Annotated in this window: 17 protein-coding genes; 13 read left to right on the top strand and 4 right to left on the bottom strand. The window is 69.2% G+C overall.

What is annotated here, in order from left to right; all coding sequences use genetic code 11:
* Positions 1-394: 394 nt before the first annotated feature.
* The 4 genes from DEIPI_RS0101045 to DEIPI_RS0101030 form a co-directional block, all read right to left on the bottom strand.
* On the bottom strand, positions 395-1609 hold the full coding sequence (locus DEIPI_RS0101045; RefSeq protein WP_027480571.1) for a tyrosine-type recombinase/integrase: 1215 nt from the start codon (positions 1607-1609) through the stop codon (positions 395-397).
* Entirely contained in the window at positions 1606-2280 is a 675-nt protein-coding gene (locus tag DEIPI_RS0101040; RefSeq protein WP_027480570.1) for a hypothetical protein, read from the bottom strand. The genes DEIPI_RS0101045 and DEIPI_RS0101040 overlap by 4 nt, the downstream gene beginning before the upstream one ends.
* Before the next feature lie 8 nt (positions 2281-2288).
* On the bottom strand, positions 2289-2693 hold the full coding sequence (locus DEIPI_RS36330; RefSeq protein ID WP_169736997.1) for a LexA family protein: 405 nt from the start codon (positions 2691-2693) through the stop codon (positions 2289-2291).
* A 77-nt stretch (positions 2694-2770) separates the two neighbouring features.
* A complete protein-coding gene (locus DEIPI_RS0101030) occupies positions 2771-3478 on the bottom strand; it encodes a helix-turn-helix domain-containing protein (RefSeq protein WP_157463374.1) in 708 nt (235 codons plus the stop codon).
* Positions 3479-3588: 110 nt separating this feature from the next.
* On the opposite strand from DEIPI_RS0101030, the gene DEIPI_RS36325 reads away from it, so the two are divergent.
* The 13 genes from DEIPI_RS36325 to DEIPI_RS0100970 all read left to right on the top strand — a co-directional run bounded on the left by DEIPI_RS36325 (position 3589) and on the right by DEIPI_RS0100970 (position 14236).
* Positions 3589-3822 (top strand): helix-turn-helix transcriptional regulator, encoded by a 234-nt coding sequence (locus DEIPI_RS36325; RefSeq protein ID WP_169736996.1) that lies wholly within the window; start codon positions 3589-3591, stop codon positions 3820-3822.
* Complete coding sequence (locus DEIPI_RS0101025; RefSeq protein WP_027480567.1) at positions 3819-4148, top strand: helix-turn-helix domain-containing protein; 330 nt, start codon at positions 3819-3821, stop codon at positions 4146-4148. The genes DEIPI_RS36325 and DEIPI_RS0101025 overlap by 4 nt, the downstream gene beginning before the upstream one ends.
* Before the next feature lie 57 nt (positions 4149-4205).
* Complete coding sequence (locus DEIPI_RS0101020) at positions 4206-4487, top strand: hypothetical protein (protein ID WP_027480566.1); 282 nt, start codon at positions 4206-4208, stop codon at positions 4485-4487.
* Complete coding sequence (locus DEIPI_RS0101015) at positions 4487-4852, top strand: hypothetical protein (protein ID WP_027480565.1); 366 nt, start codon at positions 4487-4489, stop codon at positions 4850-4852. The genes DEIPI_RS0101020 and DEIPI_RS0101015 overlap by 1 nt, the downstream gene beginning before the upstream one ends.
* Positions 4849-5229, top strand: a complete 381-nt coding sequence (locus DEIPI_RS0101010) for a hypothetical protein (RefSeq protein WP_027480564.1) — start codon at positions 4849-4851, stop codon at positions 5227-5229. Before DEIPI_RS0101015 ends, DEIPI_RS0101010 begins: the two co-directional genes overlap by 4 nt.
* Before the next feature lie 13 nt (positions 5230-5242).
* On the top strand, positions 5243-6169 hold the full coding sequence (locus tag DEIPI_RS35190) for an ERF family protein (protein WP_052351557.1): 927 nt from the start codon (positions 5243-5245) through the stop codon (positions 6167-6169).
* A gap of 53 nt (positions 6170-6222) precedes the next feature.
* Positions 6223-8103, top strand: a complete 1881-nt coding sequence (locus DEIPI_RS0101000; RefSeq protein WP_027480563.1) for a phage NrS-1 polymerase family protein — start codon at positions 6223-6225, stop codon at positions 8101-8103.
* Positions 8100-9668, top strand: coding sequence for a DEAD/DEAH box helicase (locus tag DEIPI_RS27465; protein WP_052351556.1), 1569 nt, complete (start codon positions 8100-8102; stop codon positions 9666-9668). Before DEIPI_RS0101000 ends, DEIPI_RS27465 begins: the two co-directional genes overlap by 4 nt.
* Complete coding sequence (locus tag DEIPI_RS0100990; protein WP_027480562.1) at positions 9665-9955, top strand: hypothetical protein; 291 nt, start codon at positions 9665-9667, stop codon at positions 9953-9955. The genes DEIPI_RS27465 and DEIPI_RS0100990 overlap by 4 nt, the downstream gene beginning before the upstream one ends.
* Positions 9952-12015 (top strand): DNA cytosine methyltransferase, encoded by a 2064-nt coding sequence (locus tag DEIPI_RS35185; RefSeq protein WP_052351555.1) that lies wholly within the window; start codon positions 9952-9954, stop codon positions 12013-12015. The genes DEIPI_RS0100990 and DEIPI_RS35185 overlap by 4 nt, the downstream gene beginning before the upstream one ends.
* A gap of 26 nt (positions 12016-12041) precedes the next feature.
* On the top strand, positions 12042-12980 hold the full coding sequence (locus tag DEIPI_RS0100980; RefSeq protein ID WP_027480561.1) for a hypothetical protein: 939 nt from the start codon (positions 12042-12044) through the stop codon (positions 12978-12980).
* A gap of 66 nt (positions 12981-13046) precedes the next feature.
* Complete coding sequence (locus DEIPI_RS0100975) at positions 13047-13991, top strand: hypothetical protein (RefSeq protein WP_027480560.1); 945 nt, start codon at positions 13047-13049, stop codon at positions 13989-13991.
* A complete protein-coding gene (locus tag DEIPI_RS0100970; RefSeq protein ID WP_027480559.1) occupies positions 13988-14236 on the top strand; it encodes a hypothetical protein in 249 nt (82 codons plus the stop codon). Before DEIPI_RS0100975 ends, DEIPI_RS0100970 begins: the two co-directional genes overlap by 4 nt.
* Positions 14237-14243 lie beyond the last annotated feature (7 nt).

Here is a 14243-nt window from a genome sequence, read left to right as displayed (position 1 = left end):
TACATTTGAGACATCTGCTAATGCTGTCCGAGCAGAATCAATTGCGCCCCGCTCAAGGTTCACGAACGTGAATCTCGTCCCGCCCACCGTATAGACTTCCAGAACGTACTTTGCCATGCCGAAAGCCTACAAGATCCCAGCCTTGCAGACACCCGCACATACGGCGGCACCCATGCAGCACCCTTACCGGATGGGTACGGACCTCGACGAACCTTCAGCCTGCCCAGCGAAAGCCCCCGCCACAGCAGCAATCAGGACGAACGAGGAAGAACCGAGACGGACGCGAGCTGACTTCACACGCGAAGGGTCGTAGGTTCAAATCCTATACCGCCCACCAACAGAACGGCCTCCAGCAATGGAGGCCGTTCAACCTTACCCATAACGTACCCATACGTCACCCGGTCTGGTCGAGGAGGTTCCCGAGGAGACCCTCAGTCGCCGCGGCGGCCCGCTTCCGCTGATCCTCCTGACTGTGGACGTACACGCTCATCGTGAAGCGCGGGTCGGCATGCCCGAGCAGGTCCGCGAGGGTACGCGGGTCTACCCCTTGAGCGATCAACCATGAGGCGTAGCTGTGCCTCAAGTCGTGCAGGCGGTGCCCGCTGGGCAGCCCGGCCTTCTTCAGGATCGAGCGGTACGCCCGCAGGAAGTTGTTCGGTCCAGTGGGGGTGCCGACCGTGGACGGGAAGATCCAGCCCGGATCGTCCCATCGAGGTGCGGCGGCCATTTCCAGCGCCTGGGCCTCCCGGTGCCGTTGGAGCAGCTGCAGCGTCGGTGTGGGCAGGTACAGGGTGCGGCGGCTGCCCTTGGTCTTGAGGTCGCCCACCACGACCTTGTTGATCTCGTTGATGACGGCGCGGCGGATGTGAATGGCGCCGCGCTCGACGACCTGACCGTCAGGCCCGGGCTCCTTCCACACGTCGAGGTCCTCCCACCTCAACCCGAGGAGTTCGCCGCGGCGTAGACCCAGGGCGAACGCGACGTGCAGCATCGGCGCCCAGCGGGTGCCCTGCGCGGCACGCAGGAGCTTGCCGGCGCCGTCCTGATCCATGGGTTTCGCGGCCTTCGGTCGGGCGATGCGGGGCATCTCGGCGAGCTCTCCGGGACTGGAGGGGATCATCTCGTAGCGCACGGCGCGCTTGAGGGCATTGTTGAGGAAGGTGCGGACGTGCGCGACGGTGCTGTGCGAGTACCCGTCAGCGGCGAGCGCGCGGTAGAGACGTTCGAGGTCGCTGGCTCGGAGGTCGCGCAAGTTCACGCGGTCGAGCGGCCGGGCGAGTTCGAGGTATGTACGGTACTTGTGCAGGGTGTTCTCGCGGCGGTCCGTGCCGGTGAAGCTGTCGACGTAGTCCGCGAGCCACGCGCCGAGCGGCACGTGCCCCTGCCGGACCATCTCGCCTTTGCCGTGCTTGATCTGCAACTCGGCGAGCTTCATCGCGGCGGCAGCCTTCGTCGGGCCGTACACGCTCTTCGTGATCTGCTTGCCGCCGTCGTCGTACCCGACGGTGAGGCGCCCTTCCCAGCTGCCGTTCTTGCGCTGTCGGAGGTTGCCTTCACCGTTGGTGCGGACGCGGCGGCGTGGCTTCTTACGTGGTGTGGGTTTGGTCATTGGGCGGGGAAGGGGGCCTCACGGTACACGGTGACAGTGCCGTTCGGGTCGAGCGTGAGCCGCGCCCACGGGACGGAAGAATTGTCCTGTGTCTTGCGGGCGTACAGGTCGAGCGGTTTCGTCGGGTCGTACGTGACGACGCTGGCCTTACCGTCGAAGACGAGCGGGGTGAGGGCAGTGCCGGGCTGCTGCGCGGCGATGACGATGCCGCTCGGCACGTCGCGGTAGCGAGGCACGAAGGTGACCTGACCGGGGGTGGTGAAGTCGAGGGCGCCGGTACCGGAGAAGGAGTCGGCAGGTCCGTACGCTTCGGGAACGAAGCGGGCGAGCGCCGCGGCAAGCGTGGGCTGCTTGACGGTGAGGGTGTTCGCAGTGGAGACGAAGGATCCGTCGGTGCACAGCAGGCGGTAGTTGTCCCGGTTGACGGTGACGTTGCGGGTGGGTTCGGGGAACTTCGCGGGCACCGTGTACTCGAGGCGGCCCTGGTAGCTGATTTTCGCGCTGGCACACTCGGCGGTGTTGTCGTAGCCGGGCGGCGTGACGAGGTCCGGGTCGGCAGTGCGTGACTGGAGAGGGACGGTCGCCGTGCCGAATGGCGTGCTGACAGTGGCGCTGGGCGCGCACGAGGTGACGGCGACGGCGATGAGGGCGGACAGGATGACCTTGTACATGGGCGCTCCTAGACTCTGCGGAGGTGAGTGTCGTCGGTGTACACGGCGTAGATGCGTCCCAGCATCCGGTAGTCGCGGATGTTCGTGATGGGGTCGTAGTCCCGGTTGTTGCTCAAGAGGGCGCGGCGGCCGTGGTAGAGGCCGAGGCGTTTGGCGATCAGTTCGTTCCACGGGTCGATCCAGGCGTAGACCTTGTCGTAGCGGGTGAAGAGGTCGTGCCGGTCCACGAGGACGTATTCGCCGTCACGGATGCCGCGTTCGGTGCCGTCGTCCATGCTGTGTCCGGTGACTTGATAGATTTCGAGGCCAGGCCGGTCGAGCTCGCGGGGGATGGGAAGGTAGAGGCGGTCGGTGCGGTCGAAGCCGCTGGGTCCGCTTGGTGTTCCCGCTGAGACGACACCGTAAACGGGCACCGCGATCCTGTGCCGAACATAACGAGAGGGTGAAGACGTGGACGGGACGCTGACGCTCATTCAGGAACCTCCTGGGCTCAGTTCTTGTGCGAGCTCGTGCTGCGGTCGCTAGTGACGCGGTACACACGGCCCAGCACGGGAATGCCCGGCGGGATGGGGTCGAGGTTGCGGTTGTCGGCGATCCAGGCGTGACCAAAAGGCGTGGTGCCCCAGCGGCGTAGTCGTGGGCGGTCCGAGGCGAGGACGAGGTAGACGTCGCCCTCGACGGGCTGAACCTGGTCGAGGTTCACGTAGGCGTGCTCGCCAGGGCGGATCGCGGTGGGGGTGGACGCGTCCATGTCGGGGACGTCCACGCGGTAGATGCGGAAGCGGGGCGGGTGGACGCCTCGCACGATCTCCACGCCGGGCAGTGGCTCGGTCGTGGGGCTGCCCGCGCCGAGAAGGGGGTACACGCGGGCGGTCTGGTCTCCTACGGGGACGAGGTTGCCGCCGGTGCCGAGGTCGAGGCCGGTGGCGAGCTGCAGCTCGGCCAGCGTCCAGCCGAGGGCGCGCGCGAGCGCGAGAACCCGGCCGTAGCCCATGTTGAGGAGGTGCACTCTGCCGGTTTCGGCGTCAGCGACGTTGGACTGGGTGAGGTAGTCTCGGCCCTGGTCGTCCTGCCCGCCGTCTTCGGCGAGCTGGGTTTGCGTGCGGCCCAGTTCGACCCGTCGGAGCGCGATGGCGCGCGCCCACTTGGGGACGTCGGGACGGTTCTTGCTGACTCTCGGCATAGTGGGCGAGTACATGGCGTACTGGTACGAGAACGATACTCGCCGGGTTGCACCATTCTCAAAGGTTCAGTCCAGACATGACCACTTGTAAAACGTTTTAAAACATCTAGAATGGACGTATGCGGATGACTCAGTTGCGACGGCTGCGCGAGGCCAAGGGCATGCGTCAGGAGCGTCTCGCCGCAGACGCGGAGGTCTCGATCTCCACCATCCGGGCTCACGAGTCCGGACGCGCGCAGGGCGTCGAAACCAAGACCGCTGAAGCGATCGCGCGCGTGCTGGACGTTCCTGTACACGAACTTTTTTTTGACCCGTCTACGTTTAAAAACGTAGAAAATGGACAGGAAGTAAGCGCGTGAGCCTCGACCAGACCTTCACCGACACCATCGAAGGCGCGCTCGAACGCGTCCTCACCCGCGTCCTCCCGAGCCTCGTGGCACCCCAGACGGCCACGAAGCTCGCCTACTCCGTGCCGGAAGTCGCCGAGCAGTGCTCCATGAGCGAACACGAAGTCTACGAGCTCCTCCGCGCCGGAACCCTCCAGGGTATCCGCGGCGCGAAGGGCAAGTGGATCGTCCCGCACCAGCACCTCATGAGCTACCTGCTCGGCACGGCCGTCACGACCACCCTCACCGACACCGCCCGCTCGGGCGTGCGGCAGCGCAAGGCATCGGGCCAGCGCTGAAACGAACAACCGCGCCCTGTGGGGTTACGGCCCAGGCGCGGCAGATCGGAGTTACACATGAACGATAGCACGAGCACCCCCCTCCGTTTCGTCAGCGTCGTCGCGCAGGCCACGGACCAGATGCACGCCAAGGGTCTGACGAGCGTCGAGTACCGCCTCTTCGTTCGCGACTGGACCGACGGTCCCCGGTCCAGCTACCGCGTGAAGATCACCGCCGAAGGTGCCGTCAGCGTGGACGGACGTGTCGTCGACGCCTGGCACGCCGAGCTCTGGACGGCCTGCCTTCAGACGGCCATCTGCAACGGCGACGTCGAGCTCATCGAGAAGGTGGCCGCGTGATGCTGCGCCGTCACTCCCCGCTGGCCGCCGGCGAACTGGACCGCGTCGTCACGCGGCTCAGCACCAGCGACAGCCGCGGCCTGCGCGTCAACCTGTCCCACGTCCAGCGGGTCCGGGACGCGCAGGACGGTCTCCTCGACCTCCCGACGAGCGTCAGCGGCGAACGCAAGACGGTCGCGGTCGTGCTGCTCGCCACCCTCTACATCGTCAGCGTCGTAGCGTTCGCGCTGCTGTACACCAGCCACCTCGACAGCGGCAGCGTGCGCCTCCTCGGCGCGGTCGCCCTCGCGAGCAGCTGCACCTGCGCGGTCGCGTTGCTCCTCGCGCTGTTTTGTCAGCCCGTCACGTCCGGAGGTGACCTGTGACCGCCCACGTCCAGAGCGGCGCGACGTTCTCGCGCGCAGAGCCTGTCTTCGTCGTCGAGTTCCACATGCAGCACACCGTGCGCATGAGCAGCGCCGGGCAGCACGACACGCACGCGAGACCCAGCAAGCACTTCACGCTCGCCGTCGTCGAGCCGACCGATCCGCTCGCGCTCGAACCGCGTCACCTGCTGCAGATCTCGTGCCACCAGACCGGCGTGACCGGCGTAAGCGACGGCACCGTCACGCGCAGTTTCGTCGCGCCGACCGACGCGGACCTCGTGCTCGCCGTCAAGCCCTTCGTGGAGCGTCTCGTGCCCGGCCCCGCCGCCCGCACCGCTCTCGACCTGCTGCGCCGCGCCATCTGGGCGTACCGCTGACCCGGAGGAAGCCGTGAATCGAAGCGAGAACATCACCAACATCGCGGGCGCCCTCGTCGCCGCGCAGGGACAGCTGCAGGTCGCCGTGAAGGACAGCACCAACCCCGCCTTCCGCTCCCGGTACGCCGACCTCGGCGCGGTCTGGGAAGCTGCGCGGCCCGCCCTGCAGGCGAACGGCCTGAGCGTCGTGCAGATGCCGATGCCCTGCGAGCCCGGGCATGCCGCGCTGGAGACCGTGCTGCTGCATCAGAGCGGCGAGTACCTCAGCAGCGTCAGCCAGACGCGCCTCGTGAAGGACGACCCGCAGGGCTACGGCAGCGCCATCACGTACCTGCGCCGTTACGCCATGAGCGCCATCCTCGGCATCGTCGCGGACGACGACGACGGCAACGCCGCGAGCGGTCAGCGTCCGCCCGTCAGCACCACCCGCACGCAGGGGCAGCGCGGCACCACGCCGCCCAAGGAGACCGCCGCCGAGGTCGAGAAACGCCAGGCGCTGGAGAAGGGCGCGAGCATGATTGGCGACGTCGCCGCGAAGCTCCGCGCGCAGGGTCGTGGCAAGCACGTCGAAGAGATCCTCGCGCGGCACGAATGGCGGACGGACGTCGAGGCGGCGCGCGCCGCGTACTCGGAACTCGCCGCGCTCGCGAAGCGCTCGGCCGCCGCCACACCCGACGCGGGCGCCCCTCAGAACCCCGACGCGCCCCGCATCACGGAGGGGCAACGCAAGGCGCTCATGGCGCACCTGAACCGCATGGGCTGGCGTGACGAGGACCGCGCCGCGCGGCTCGCGTGGATCAGCAGCAAGGTCAAGCGGACGATCAGCAGCACGAAGGACCTCACCGCCGAGGAAGCGCAGCACTTCCTCGACCACATGAGCACCGCGAGCAACACCGCCCTCGCGGAGACGCGCACGTCCTTCCTGCAGGCCCACAACTGACCCTCCGGGGCCAGCCTCGCGCTGGCCCCGTTTCATCCCTCATCGGAGCCGCCATGCAAACTTTCAGCCCTGAAAATCCGAGTGACAACCTCGCTCTGCGCGAGCTCGCGCAGTTCCCCATCTGGGTCGTGTGGGCCTACGAGGACCGCCCGAATCGCGCGGGCGTCACGAAGCGCACGAAGAGCCCCTACCAGCCGCGCGCTCCCCGGTTCGGCGCGCGCAGCAACGACCCGCGAACCTGGGCGAGCTACGACCTCGCCGTGAAGGTCTGCGAGCGTCACGGCTTCGACGGCGTCGGCTTCAACGTGCACGCCACCGGCTACCTCGGCCTCGACTTCGACTGGAAGGACTGGGACGGCGAGGGCGTCCCGGGCGTCGTGCAGGACATGATCGACCGCGCGGGCAGTTACGCCGAGATCACGCCCAGCGGGCGGGGCGCGCGCGTCATCCTGCGCGGTCACCTGCCCGAAGGCGTCCGGCACAAGGTGCGCCTGGACGTGGGCGTCGAGCTCGAAGCGTACTGCTCGGGAAGGTTCTTCACGATCACCGGGAACGCCATCACCCCGCACTCCATCACGGACGGCGCTGGCTTCGTCGAGGAGCTCGTCCGGACGGTCCTCGCGCCTGCACCTCGCGTGTCCCGCGCCACGCCCGTCACGGGCCGCCTGAGCGGCACGGTGAACCTGTCCGACGCGCAGGTGTGGCAGCGGATGTTCGACAGCAAGAGCGGCGCCGCAATTCGCGCGCTCGCCACGGGCGACGTCAGCGCCCACGGCGGGGACCACAGCGCCGCTGACTTCGCACTGTGCGGCCACCTCGCGTTCTGGACGGGCGGGGACGCCGCGCGCATGGACGCGCTGTTCCGGCAGACGGGCCTCATGCGCGACAAGTGGGACGAGAAGCACTACGCGGACGGCGCCACGTACGGGCAGCGCACCATCGAGCGCGTCCTCGCCCGCTGGGATGGCCGATCGTACAGCGAGCCGCGCGGCCCCCTCATCCCGCAGGACATCGTCGAGGGCAGCCGCAGCCTGTGGGAGGCGCATTACGAGGACGTCCTCGACCGCGCCATCAGCTTCATCGGTGGTCTGCCCGGCCACCCGAACAGCAAGACCGCCCTCGCGGAGCTCATCGCGGACGTGTACGTCGCCGCCGCGAGCGGCAACATCGAACCGCGCGGCGAGCACCTCGCGGTGATGGTAGGCGGCACGATCGGCCTGTCCGCTCTCGGTCGGGGCCGCCCCGTGGACATCAGCGCGCGGCTTCAGCATGCGAGCTCGCTCGGGCTGCTCGGCCGTGTCGAGCGGCGCGACCCCAGCGACCCTCGCAGCCCCCTCGTCATCAGCGTGCCCCTCGACCCGCGCTTCCTGGCGTTCCTGCGCTTCACCGAGGAGCACCGAAAAAGTCTCGCGGTGAAACCGCAGACGTACGCCGTCAGACGCGCCGCGAGGGTCACCGACACCACCCGAACTCCTACCTGTGAGGCTACGCCTATGGTGTCGGTGCCGCCCGCGACGCCGCTCGCGCAGGCCCGCCTCACCGCCGCGATGCTGTCCCGTACGCCCGGCCTGACGCCGGAGCAGCTGGCGCTTCGTGCGGGCCGCAGCGTCGATCGGGTGCGCGCGGACCTCTCGACGCTCGCCGAGCGTGGCTACCTCACCCGTGACGGCGCCCTCGCGTGCCCCCTGCGGGCGTACTGGGCGGACGCGCAACGTGAAGTGGAAGTCGAGACGCGCGCCCGGCATCGCCTCGCGGACAGCTTGGAGCGCGCGCGGCAGTGGGCGTTGCGCTCGCAGACCCTCGCGCGGCTCGGCGTTCGTAGTGAGCAGCGCGTCCTGAAGTACCGCCGGGCCCTCGAACGTCGCGCCGAAGCGGGCCTCGACGCGCTCGCCGCCGGTGAGCCGATGCGGGTCGTTCTGGGGGTGGACGCATGAACGCGCCGCTCCTGACGGTCCCGCCGGTCGGCATCAAGCTCCGCGACTACCAGGCGAACGGCATCCAGCGGGTGCGGGCGCTGCTCGCGCAGGGCAAGCGCCGCGTGCTCCTCACCGCCCCGACCGGGACGGGGAAGATGGTGTTCGCCGCGGAGATCATCCGGCGCGCGGTGGAGCGTGGTGGGACGGCGCTCTTCGTGGCGCATCGCCGCGAGCTGATCCAGCAGTGCAGCGACAAGCTCACGCTGCTCGGTGTGCGGCACGGGCTGATCCTGCCGGGTCACAAGCCCAGCAACCTCGAACAGGCTTTCGTCGGGACGGTCCCGTCGTACCGCGCGCGGCTCAAGGCGGGCAGTTTCGACCCGCTCAACGTCACGGTGATCGTCACGGACGAGTGCCACCACGCGACCGCCGCGACGTACCGCGACCTGTACGACCGCTTCCCGAACGCCGTGCACGTCGGGCTGACCGCCACGCCCACCCGCACGGACGGCGCGGGACTCGGGGACGTGTACGAGGAGCTCGTGCAGGCCATCACGTACGCGCAGGCCTTCGAAGCCAACTACCTCGTGCGGCCCCGCTACTACGCGCCCAGCAACCCGGACCTCGAAGGGGTCCGCACGGTCGGCGGGGACTACAGCGACGACGATCTCGAAGCGGTCATGAACCGCCCGCAGATCGTGGGCGACATCGTCACGCACTTCGCGCGCCTCGCCGGGGACCGGCAGGGCATCGTCTTCGCGACGACCGTGCGGCACTCCATCGCCCTGCGCGACGCGTTCGTTCGTGCGGGGATCAATGCCATGCACATCGACGGCACCACCCCGACGGACGTCCGTGACGAGCTGATGGCGGCCTTCCGCGCGGGCGAGTACCAGGTGACGACGAACGTCGCCGTCGCCACGGAGGGTCTCGACGTGCCGAACATCGGCGTCGTCGTGATGGCGCGGCCCACGAAGAGCCCCATCCTGCATCTGCAGTGTCTCGGGCGTGGCCTGCGCCCGAGCGAGGGGAAGGATCACTGTCTCGTGCTGGACCACGCGGGGAACACGCTGCGGCTCGGTCCGGTGGAGGAGTACGAGACGTGGACGCTGGAGACGGGGAAGGGCGCGAACACGAAGAAGCGCAAGCCCGCGGAGCCCCGCGACCCGAAAGAGGTCACGTGTGAGGCGTGCTGCGCGATCTTCTTCGGCTCGAAGGTCTGCCCGGCCTGCGGCCACGTGCACGCCCGCGAACGCGCCCCGCAGGACGTGGACGTCCTCGACGGAGAGCTCACGGAGTTCCGCACGGGCCGCCGCGAGAAGGTCAGCCTCGAGGAGAAGCGCACGTGGTACCGGATGCTCCTCGGACTCGCCGCGGCGTGGGACAAGAAGCCCGGCTGGGCGTACTACGCGTACCGCGCGCGGTTCGGCGTGTCGCCCATCTGGGGCAGCGGCACCACGCAGCCCATGCCCGCGTCGCCCGAGGTGATTGCGTGGGCGACGAAGTACCGCCGTGAAGCGCGCCGGGCGTGGAAGGCGCAGCAGGACGCGCAGGCCTCGCAGAGCGCCGGGAGGGCCTGGTGAGCCCTCACACGGACAAGGTGCGGGAGACGCCGCACGTGCCGAAGTGGTACGCGTCGCACTTCCTCCTCGCGCTGGACGCGGACGGCTGCCTGTACTCGACGAGCATCGACCGGGAGGGCGTCACGGACGTGTTCGTGCGGGTCCATGAACGCGCGGGCCGTGACGTCGTCCGGGTCACCGTAGACGAGGCCGTCGAGCGAATCCGGCCGAAGCCGCCCGTCCTGCCCGCCCTGCCGCTCGGCGCGATGCGCCAGCCGAGCCTGTTTGACCTCGGAGGTGAGGCATGAAGCGCGCCGTTCAGCCCGAACAGTTGCTGCCGCTCTTCACGTACCTGCACCCCGGGAAGCACGCGCTCGAAGGGAAGCTCATCGTGGACCTCTTCGCGGGCGGTGGCGGCGTCAGCCTCGGCATCGAGCACGCCCTCGGACGCTCCCCCGACGTCGCCGTCAACCATGACGAAGCCGCCGTCGCCATGCACCAGATCAACCACCCGTACACGCGGCACTACCGTGAGGACGTCTTTGAGGTGGACCCGCGCGAAGCGACCGGCGGGAAGCCCGTCGCGTTGCTGTGGCTCTCCCCGGACTGCAAGCACCACTCCCGCGCGAAGGGCGGGAAGCCCGTGGACCGCAACATCCGCTCGCTCGCGTGGGTCGCGTGCCGCTGGGCGGGCCAGGTGCGTCCGGACGTCATCATCCTCGAAAACGTCCCGGAGTTCGCCAAGTGGACCGGCCTCGTCGCGAAGCGTGAACGAGCGAAGGACGCGCCGTGGCCGAACCGCCCGAAGCGCCGCCGCAAGCCCGGCACGCCCCGACAGAACCCGCCGCGCGGACCCGTCCAGTACGACGAGGACGGCTGCATGCAGCTCGTCGCGGACAAGCGCAAGAGCCGCGAGGGCCGCATTCACCGCGCGTTCGTGCGGCACCTCGAACGGCTCGGGTACGTCGTGGAGTCTCGCGTGATGCGCGCCGACCGCTACGGCGTGCCCACCATCCGCGAACGGTTCTTCCTCATCGCCCGGTGTGACGGTCAGGCGATCCGCTGGCCCGAACCGACGCATGGGCCCGGCCTGCTGCCCGTCCGAACCGCCGCGGAGTGCATCGACTGGAGCATTCCCGTGCCCAGCATCTTCGACCGCGCGCGCCAGGGGAAGGGCCGGAAGGATCTGGAGCCCGCGACGTTGCGGCGCATCGCGAAGGGCATCGACAAGTTCGTCCTCGGCGAGCGCCGCCCGTTCATTGCCCCGATGAGCTTCGAGAACGCGCCCTGCGCCGTGGACGCTCCCGCGCACACCGTCACGACGCAGGGCAACAAGCTCAGCCTCGTCACGCCGTACCTCACGCCGCGCTACGGAGAGCGTGACGGGCAGGCGCCGCGCGCGCAGAGCGTCGAGGCGCCCCTGCCGACCGTCGTGACGAGCGGGAACGGCGCGCGTCTCGCCGCTGCAAGTCTCACGCCCGTCATGTTGCAGATTGACCACCAGAGCAGTCCGAGCGGCGCGTCGAGCGCAGCGTCTCCGCTCACGACGATCACCGCGAAGCAACGGCACGGCGTCGCAGCGGCGCACATCACGAAGTATCGGCAGAACAGCACCGGTCTGCATCCTGAGGAGCCGCTGCACACCGTGTGCGGTGGAGGGGACGACCGCTCGACCGGATGTCAGTACGGCGTCGTCAGCGCGTTCTTCAGCCCGTACTACGGCGGCGGGAACGACGACCCGAACCGCAGCGTCGAAGCGCCCGCCGGGACCGTCACGGCGCAGGATCACCACGCGCTCGTCACGGCGACGCTCGTCCAGTACAACGGCACCACCGACGCGAAACCCGTCGACGAGGGGCTGCCCACCGCGAGCACCCGCGACCGCTTCGGCCTCGTGACAGGGCACGTGCTGCGCCAGTACGGCACGAGCGACGCGCGCGACGCGAGCGAACCGCTCGGGAGCCTCACCACGAACGTGAAGGACGGCGTCATCACCACGCATGCGGCGCTCGCGCTGGACGATGTGACGCTCGCGAGCGCCCGGCGGGTGTTCGCCTTCCTGGAAACGCACTGCCCGGCCGCACTGGACAAGCTCGACCCCGCCGACCGCGCCGCGCGGCTCGTGACGCTCGTCCTCGACGGGGAGAAGTACGTCCTGTGGGACATCGGCATGCGGATGCTCGAACCGCGCGAGCTGTACCGCTGCCAGGGCTTCCCCGACTCATACGTCATCGACTTCCTCTTCCAGGGCCGTCCGCTCTCGAAGGCCGTGCAGGTCGAGAAGTGCGGCAACAGCGTCCCGCCCGGCCTCGTGACCGCCCTCGTCGAAGCGCAGTTCACTCAGCCTGCCCAGCAGGCCGCCGACTGATGCCCTTAGCTCGAAAGGAGACCAGCATGCAGCACCACGTGTCCCTGTCCGCCCGCATCGCCGACCTCGAACGCCTCGCGACCCTCGTGCCGAGCCTCGAAGACGAACAGCTCGCGGACGAGCGGATCCTCACGGAAGTGCAGGCGCGCATGGCCGTCCGCGCCGAGCAGCTCGCGGTGGGACGGCAGGCGGACCTGCAGCTGCGGCACCTCGCGCAGCTCGTCGGGGCGTTCCTCGACGGTGACGCCGTCGTCGTAGAAGTCACGGGCGGGGTGGAGGAGACACCCACCGCCGAGGACGAGCATGTCGAGGTCACGCACGAGGACGTCGGCCCGATCACGCTGCCCCTGACGGACCTGAAGGAACCCTCGGACGATTCGGTGGGTTCGGACATCTCGGACAGCCCGGCGCTGGACGCCACGGACCGCGAGGAGACGCTCGCTGTCGAGGAGGACGTCCACCGGCAGCCGACGTCGGACGATTCGGTGGACGCGGCACAGGCGATGGAGGAACGCGTCCGGACGTACTTCGGCTCGCTCGTCGGGAGCGTCACGCGTCGGCAGATCGAGGAAGCATGTCACGTGTCGCAGAGCGGCGCGAACACCATCCTCCTGAAGCTCACTCGCGCGGGCTTCCTCGTGCGGGACGAGTCCAGCATGCCGTACACGTACGCCCTCAACCCCGCCGAGCGGGAGGCGCGCAACGCGCAGCGCGCGGAGACGGTGCCCGTCACGCACACCACGCTCACCGTGATGCCCGCCGGACTCAACGGTGAGGAGCGCGCCGTGTTCGACCTCATCCGGCACGAACAGCACGGCCTCACCGCGAAACTCGTCGCGGCCCGCCTGAACTGGACGTACTCCCGCACGAACGGCGTGATCGGCCGCATGGTCGACCGCTACCTGCTGCGCGGCACCAACGACCGCTTCGTCGCGATCCGCACGAGCGACAGCGCCGCCGACTGACCGCCCCTCGCGGGGGCGGCCCCGGTCGCCCCCTAAAACTTTCAGACCTGAAAAACGGAGGCCCCTGTGACCCGCATCGAGCATCACCACGTCATCAAGCAAGACCTCGAACTCCGCGCCGACGCGCTCGCCGTCCGGCAGAAGGGCCACCGCGAGCAGGGCCATGAGATCGCCCGGGACGCGTATCAGCTGTACCTCGACTTCACGCGGGAACGCGGACGTGGCTTCTACAGCTGGTACAGCGTCCGCACGGGCCGCAGCACCGGCACCATCAGCCGGGACGTCCGCATCGGCGCCGCCCTCACGGAAGGCATGGCCGCCGAGACGGACGAGGAGCTGCACGCCGCCGGGCAGGCCCTGATCGACCAGGCCGTCCCGGTCCAGCAGGTCCGGAAGGAAGTCACGACCGGCAAGGTGCGCGCCGCGACGAAGGAACGCGCCGGGAAAGGCCTCACCGAGATTCGCGTCCCGACCGGCGAGGCGGACACCCTCGCGCGGGCCATCGAGACGGCCCGGCACGTCAGCCCCACCGAGGCGCTCGCGGACCCCGAGGCGACCGCGCGGCTCGCGCGTGGTTGGCTCGCGCTGCCAGACAGCCTCCGGCATGCCGCGCTCGCTGCGGAAACCACCGGGGAGGACGTCATGGGCGCCCTCATCAAGGTCATCGACGAAGCGCGCGACTACCGCGCGTGGCTCGCAACGCAGCCCTGCGCGGTGTGCGGCCTGACGGGCGTGCAGCTGCATCACCTGCGCCTCCCGGACCTGCCCGGCACGCCCGGCCTCCGGCGCTTCCGTGACCAGTCGAACGACCTGCTGCTGCCCCTGTGCGCCGCGCATCACCAGGACGCGCGGGACGCCGCGCACCGCATGAGTCAGGACGACTGGAGCGCCTCGCACTTCGAACGCGCGGACGCCGCGTACGTCCTCGGCGCCCGCTACCTCACCGCGTTCGTCGTGGAGCGCGACCGTCCCGCCCAGCGCGCCCTCACCACGAAGGGAGACGCCGCATGAGCCGACGCAAACCCAACCCCGACGCGCCCCGCACAGCCCTCAGCAGCTACGTCTACCTCCGCGACGCGTACATCGAGGCTCTGAAGGGCACGAACTTCAGCAGCGTCCACGACGCCGTCAAGGCCGGGCACCTCACGGACTTCGAGTGGTGCGAGATCCTCGCGCGGCACCGCGCCGTCGCCGAGGAGGCCGGCACGATCGTGCAGCTCGCGCACGGCCGCTCCCGTACCCGGGGCGCCGCATGATGGGCCT

Source organism: Deinococcus pimensis DSM 21231, assembly GCF_000519345.1.
Classification (GTDB): Bacteria; Deinococcota; Deinococci; order Deinococcales; family Deinococcaceae; genus Deinococcus_A; species Deinococcus_A pimensis.
This window is presented reverse-complemented; position numbering and strand designations above follow the sequence as displayed.

What these genes read in the sequence shown, in the direction of transcription:
- DEIPI_RS0100970 (WP_027480559.1), top strand. Translation starts at nt 13,988, where the DNA reads ATGAGCCGACGCAAACCCAACCCCGACGCGCCCCGCACAGCCCTCAGC.
- DEIPI_RS0101040 (WP_027480570.1), bottom strand. Translation starts at nt 2,280, where the DNA reads ATGTACAAGGTCATCCTGTCCGCCCTCATCGCCGTCGCCGTCACCTCG.
- DEIPI_RS0101045 (WP_027480571.1), bottom strand. Translation starts at nt 1,609, where the DNA reads ATGACCAAACCCACACCACGTAAGAAGCCACGCCGCCGCGTCCGCACC.
- DEIPI_RS36325 (WP_169736996.1), top strand. Translation starts at nt 3,589, where the DNA reads ATGACTCAGTTGCGACGGCTGCGCGAGGCCAAGGGCATGCGTCAGGAG.
- DEIPI_RS0100980 (WP_027480561.1), top strand. Translation starts at nt 12,042, where the DNA reads ATGCAGCACCACGTGTCCCTGTCCGCCCGCATCGCCGACCTCGAACGC.
- DEIPI_RS0101000 (WP_027480563.1), top strand. Translation starts at nt 6,223, where the DNA reads ATGCAAACTTTCAGCCCTGAAAATCCGAGTGACAACCTCGCTCTGCGC.
- DEIPI_RS0101030 (WP_157463374.1), bottom strand. Translation starts at nt 3,478, where the DNA reads ATGTACTCGCCCACTATGCCGAGAGTCAGCAAGAACCGTCCCGACGTC.
- DEIPI_RS35185 (WP_052351555.1), top strand. Translation starts at nt 9,952, where the DNA reads ATGAAGCGCGCCGTTCAGCCCGAACAGTTGCTGCCGCTCTTCACGTAC.
- DEIPI_RS27465 (WP_052351556.1), top strand. Translation starts at nt 8,100, where the DNA reads ATGAACGCGCCGCTCCTGACGGTCCCGCCGGTCGGCATCAAGCTCCGC.
- DEIPI_RS0101020 (WP_027480566.1), top strand. Translation starts at nt 4,206, where the DNA reads ATGAACGATAGCACGAGCACCCCCCTCCGTTTCGTCAGCGTCGTCGCG.
- DEIPI_RS0101015 (WP_027480565.1), top strand. Translation starts at nt 4,487, where the DNA reads ATGCTGCGCCGTCACTCCCCGCTGGCCGCCGGCGAACTGGACCGCGTC.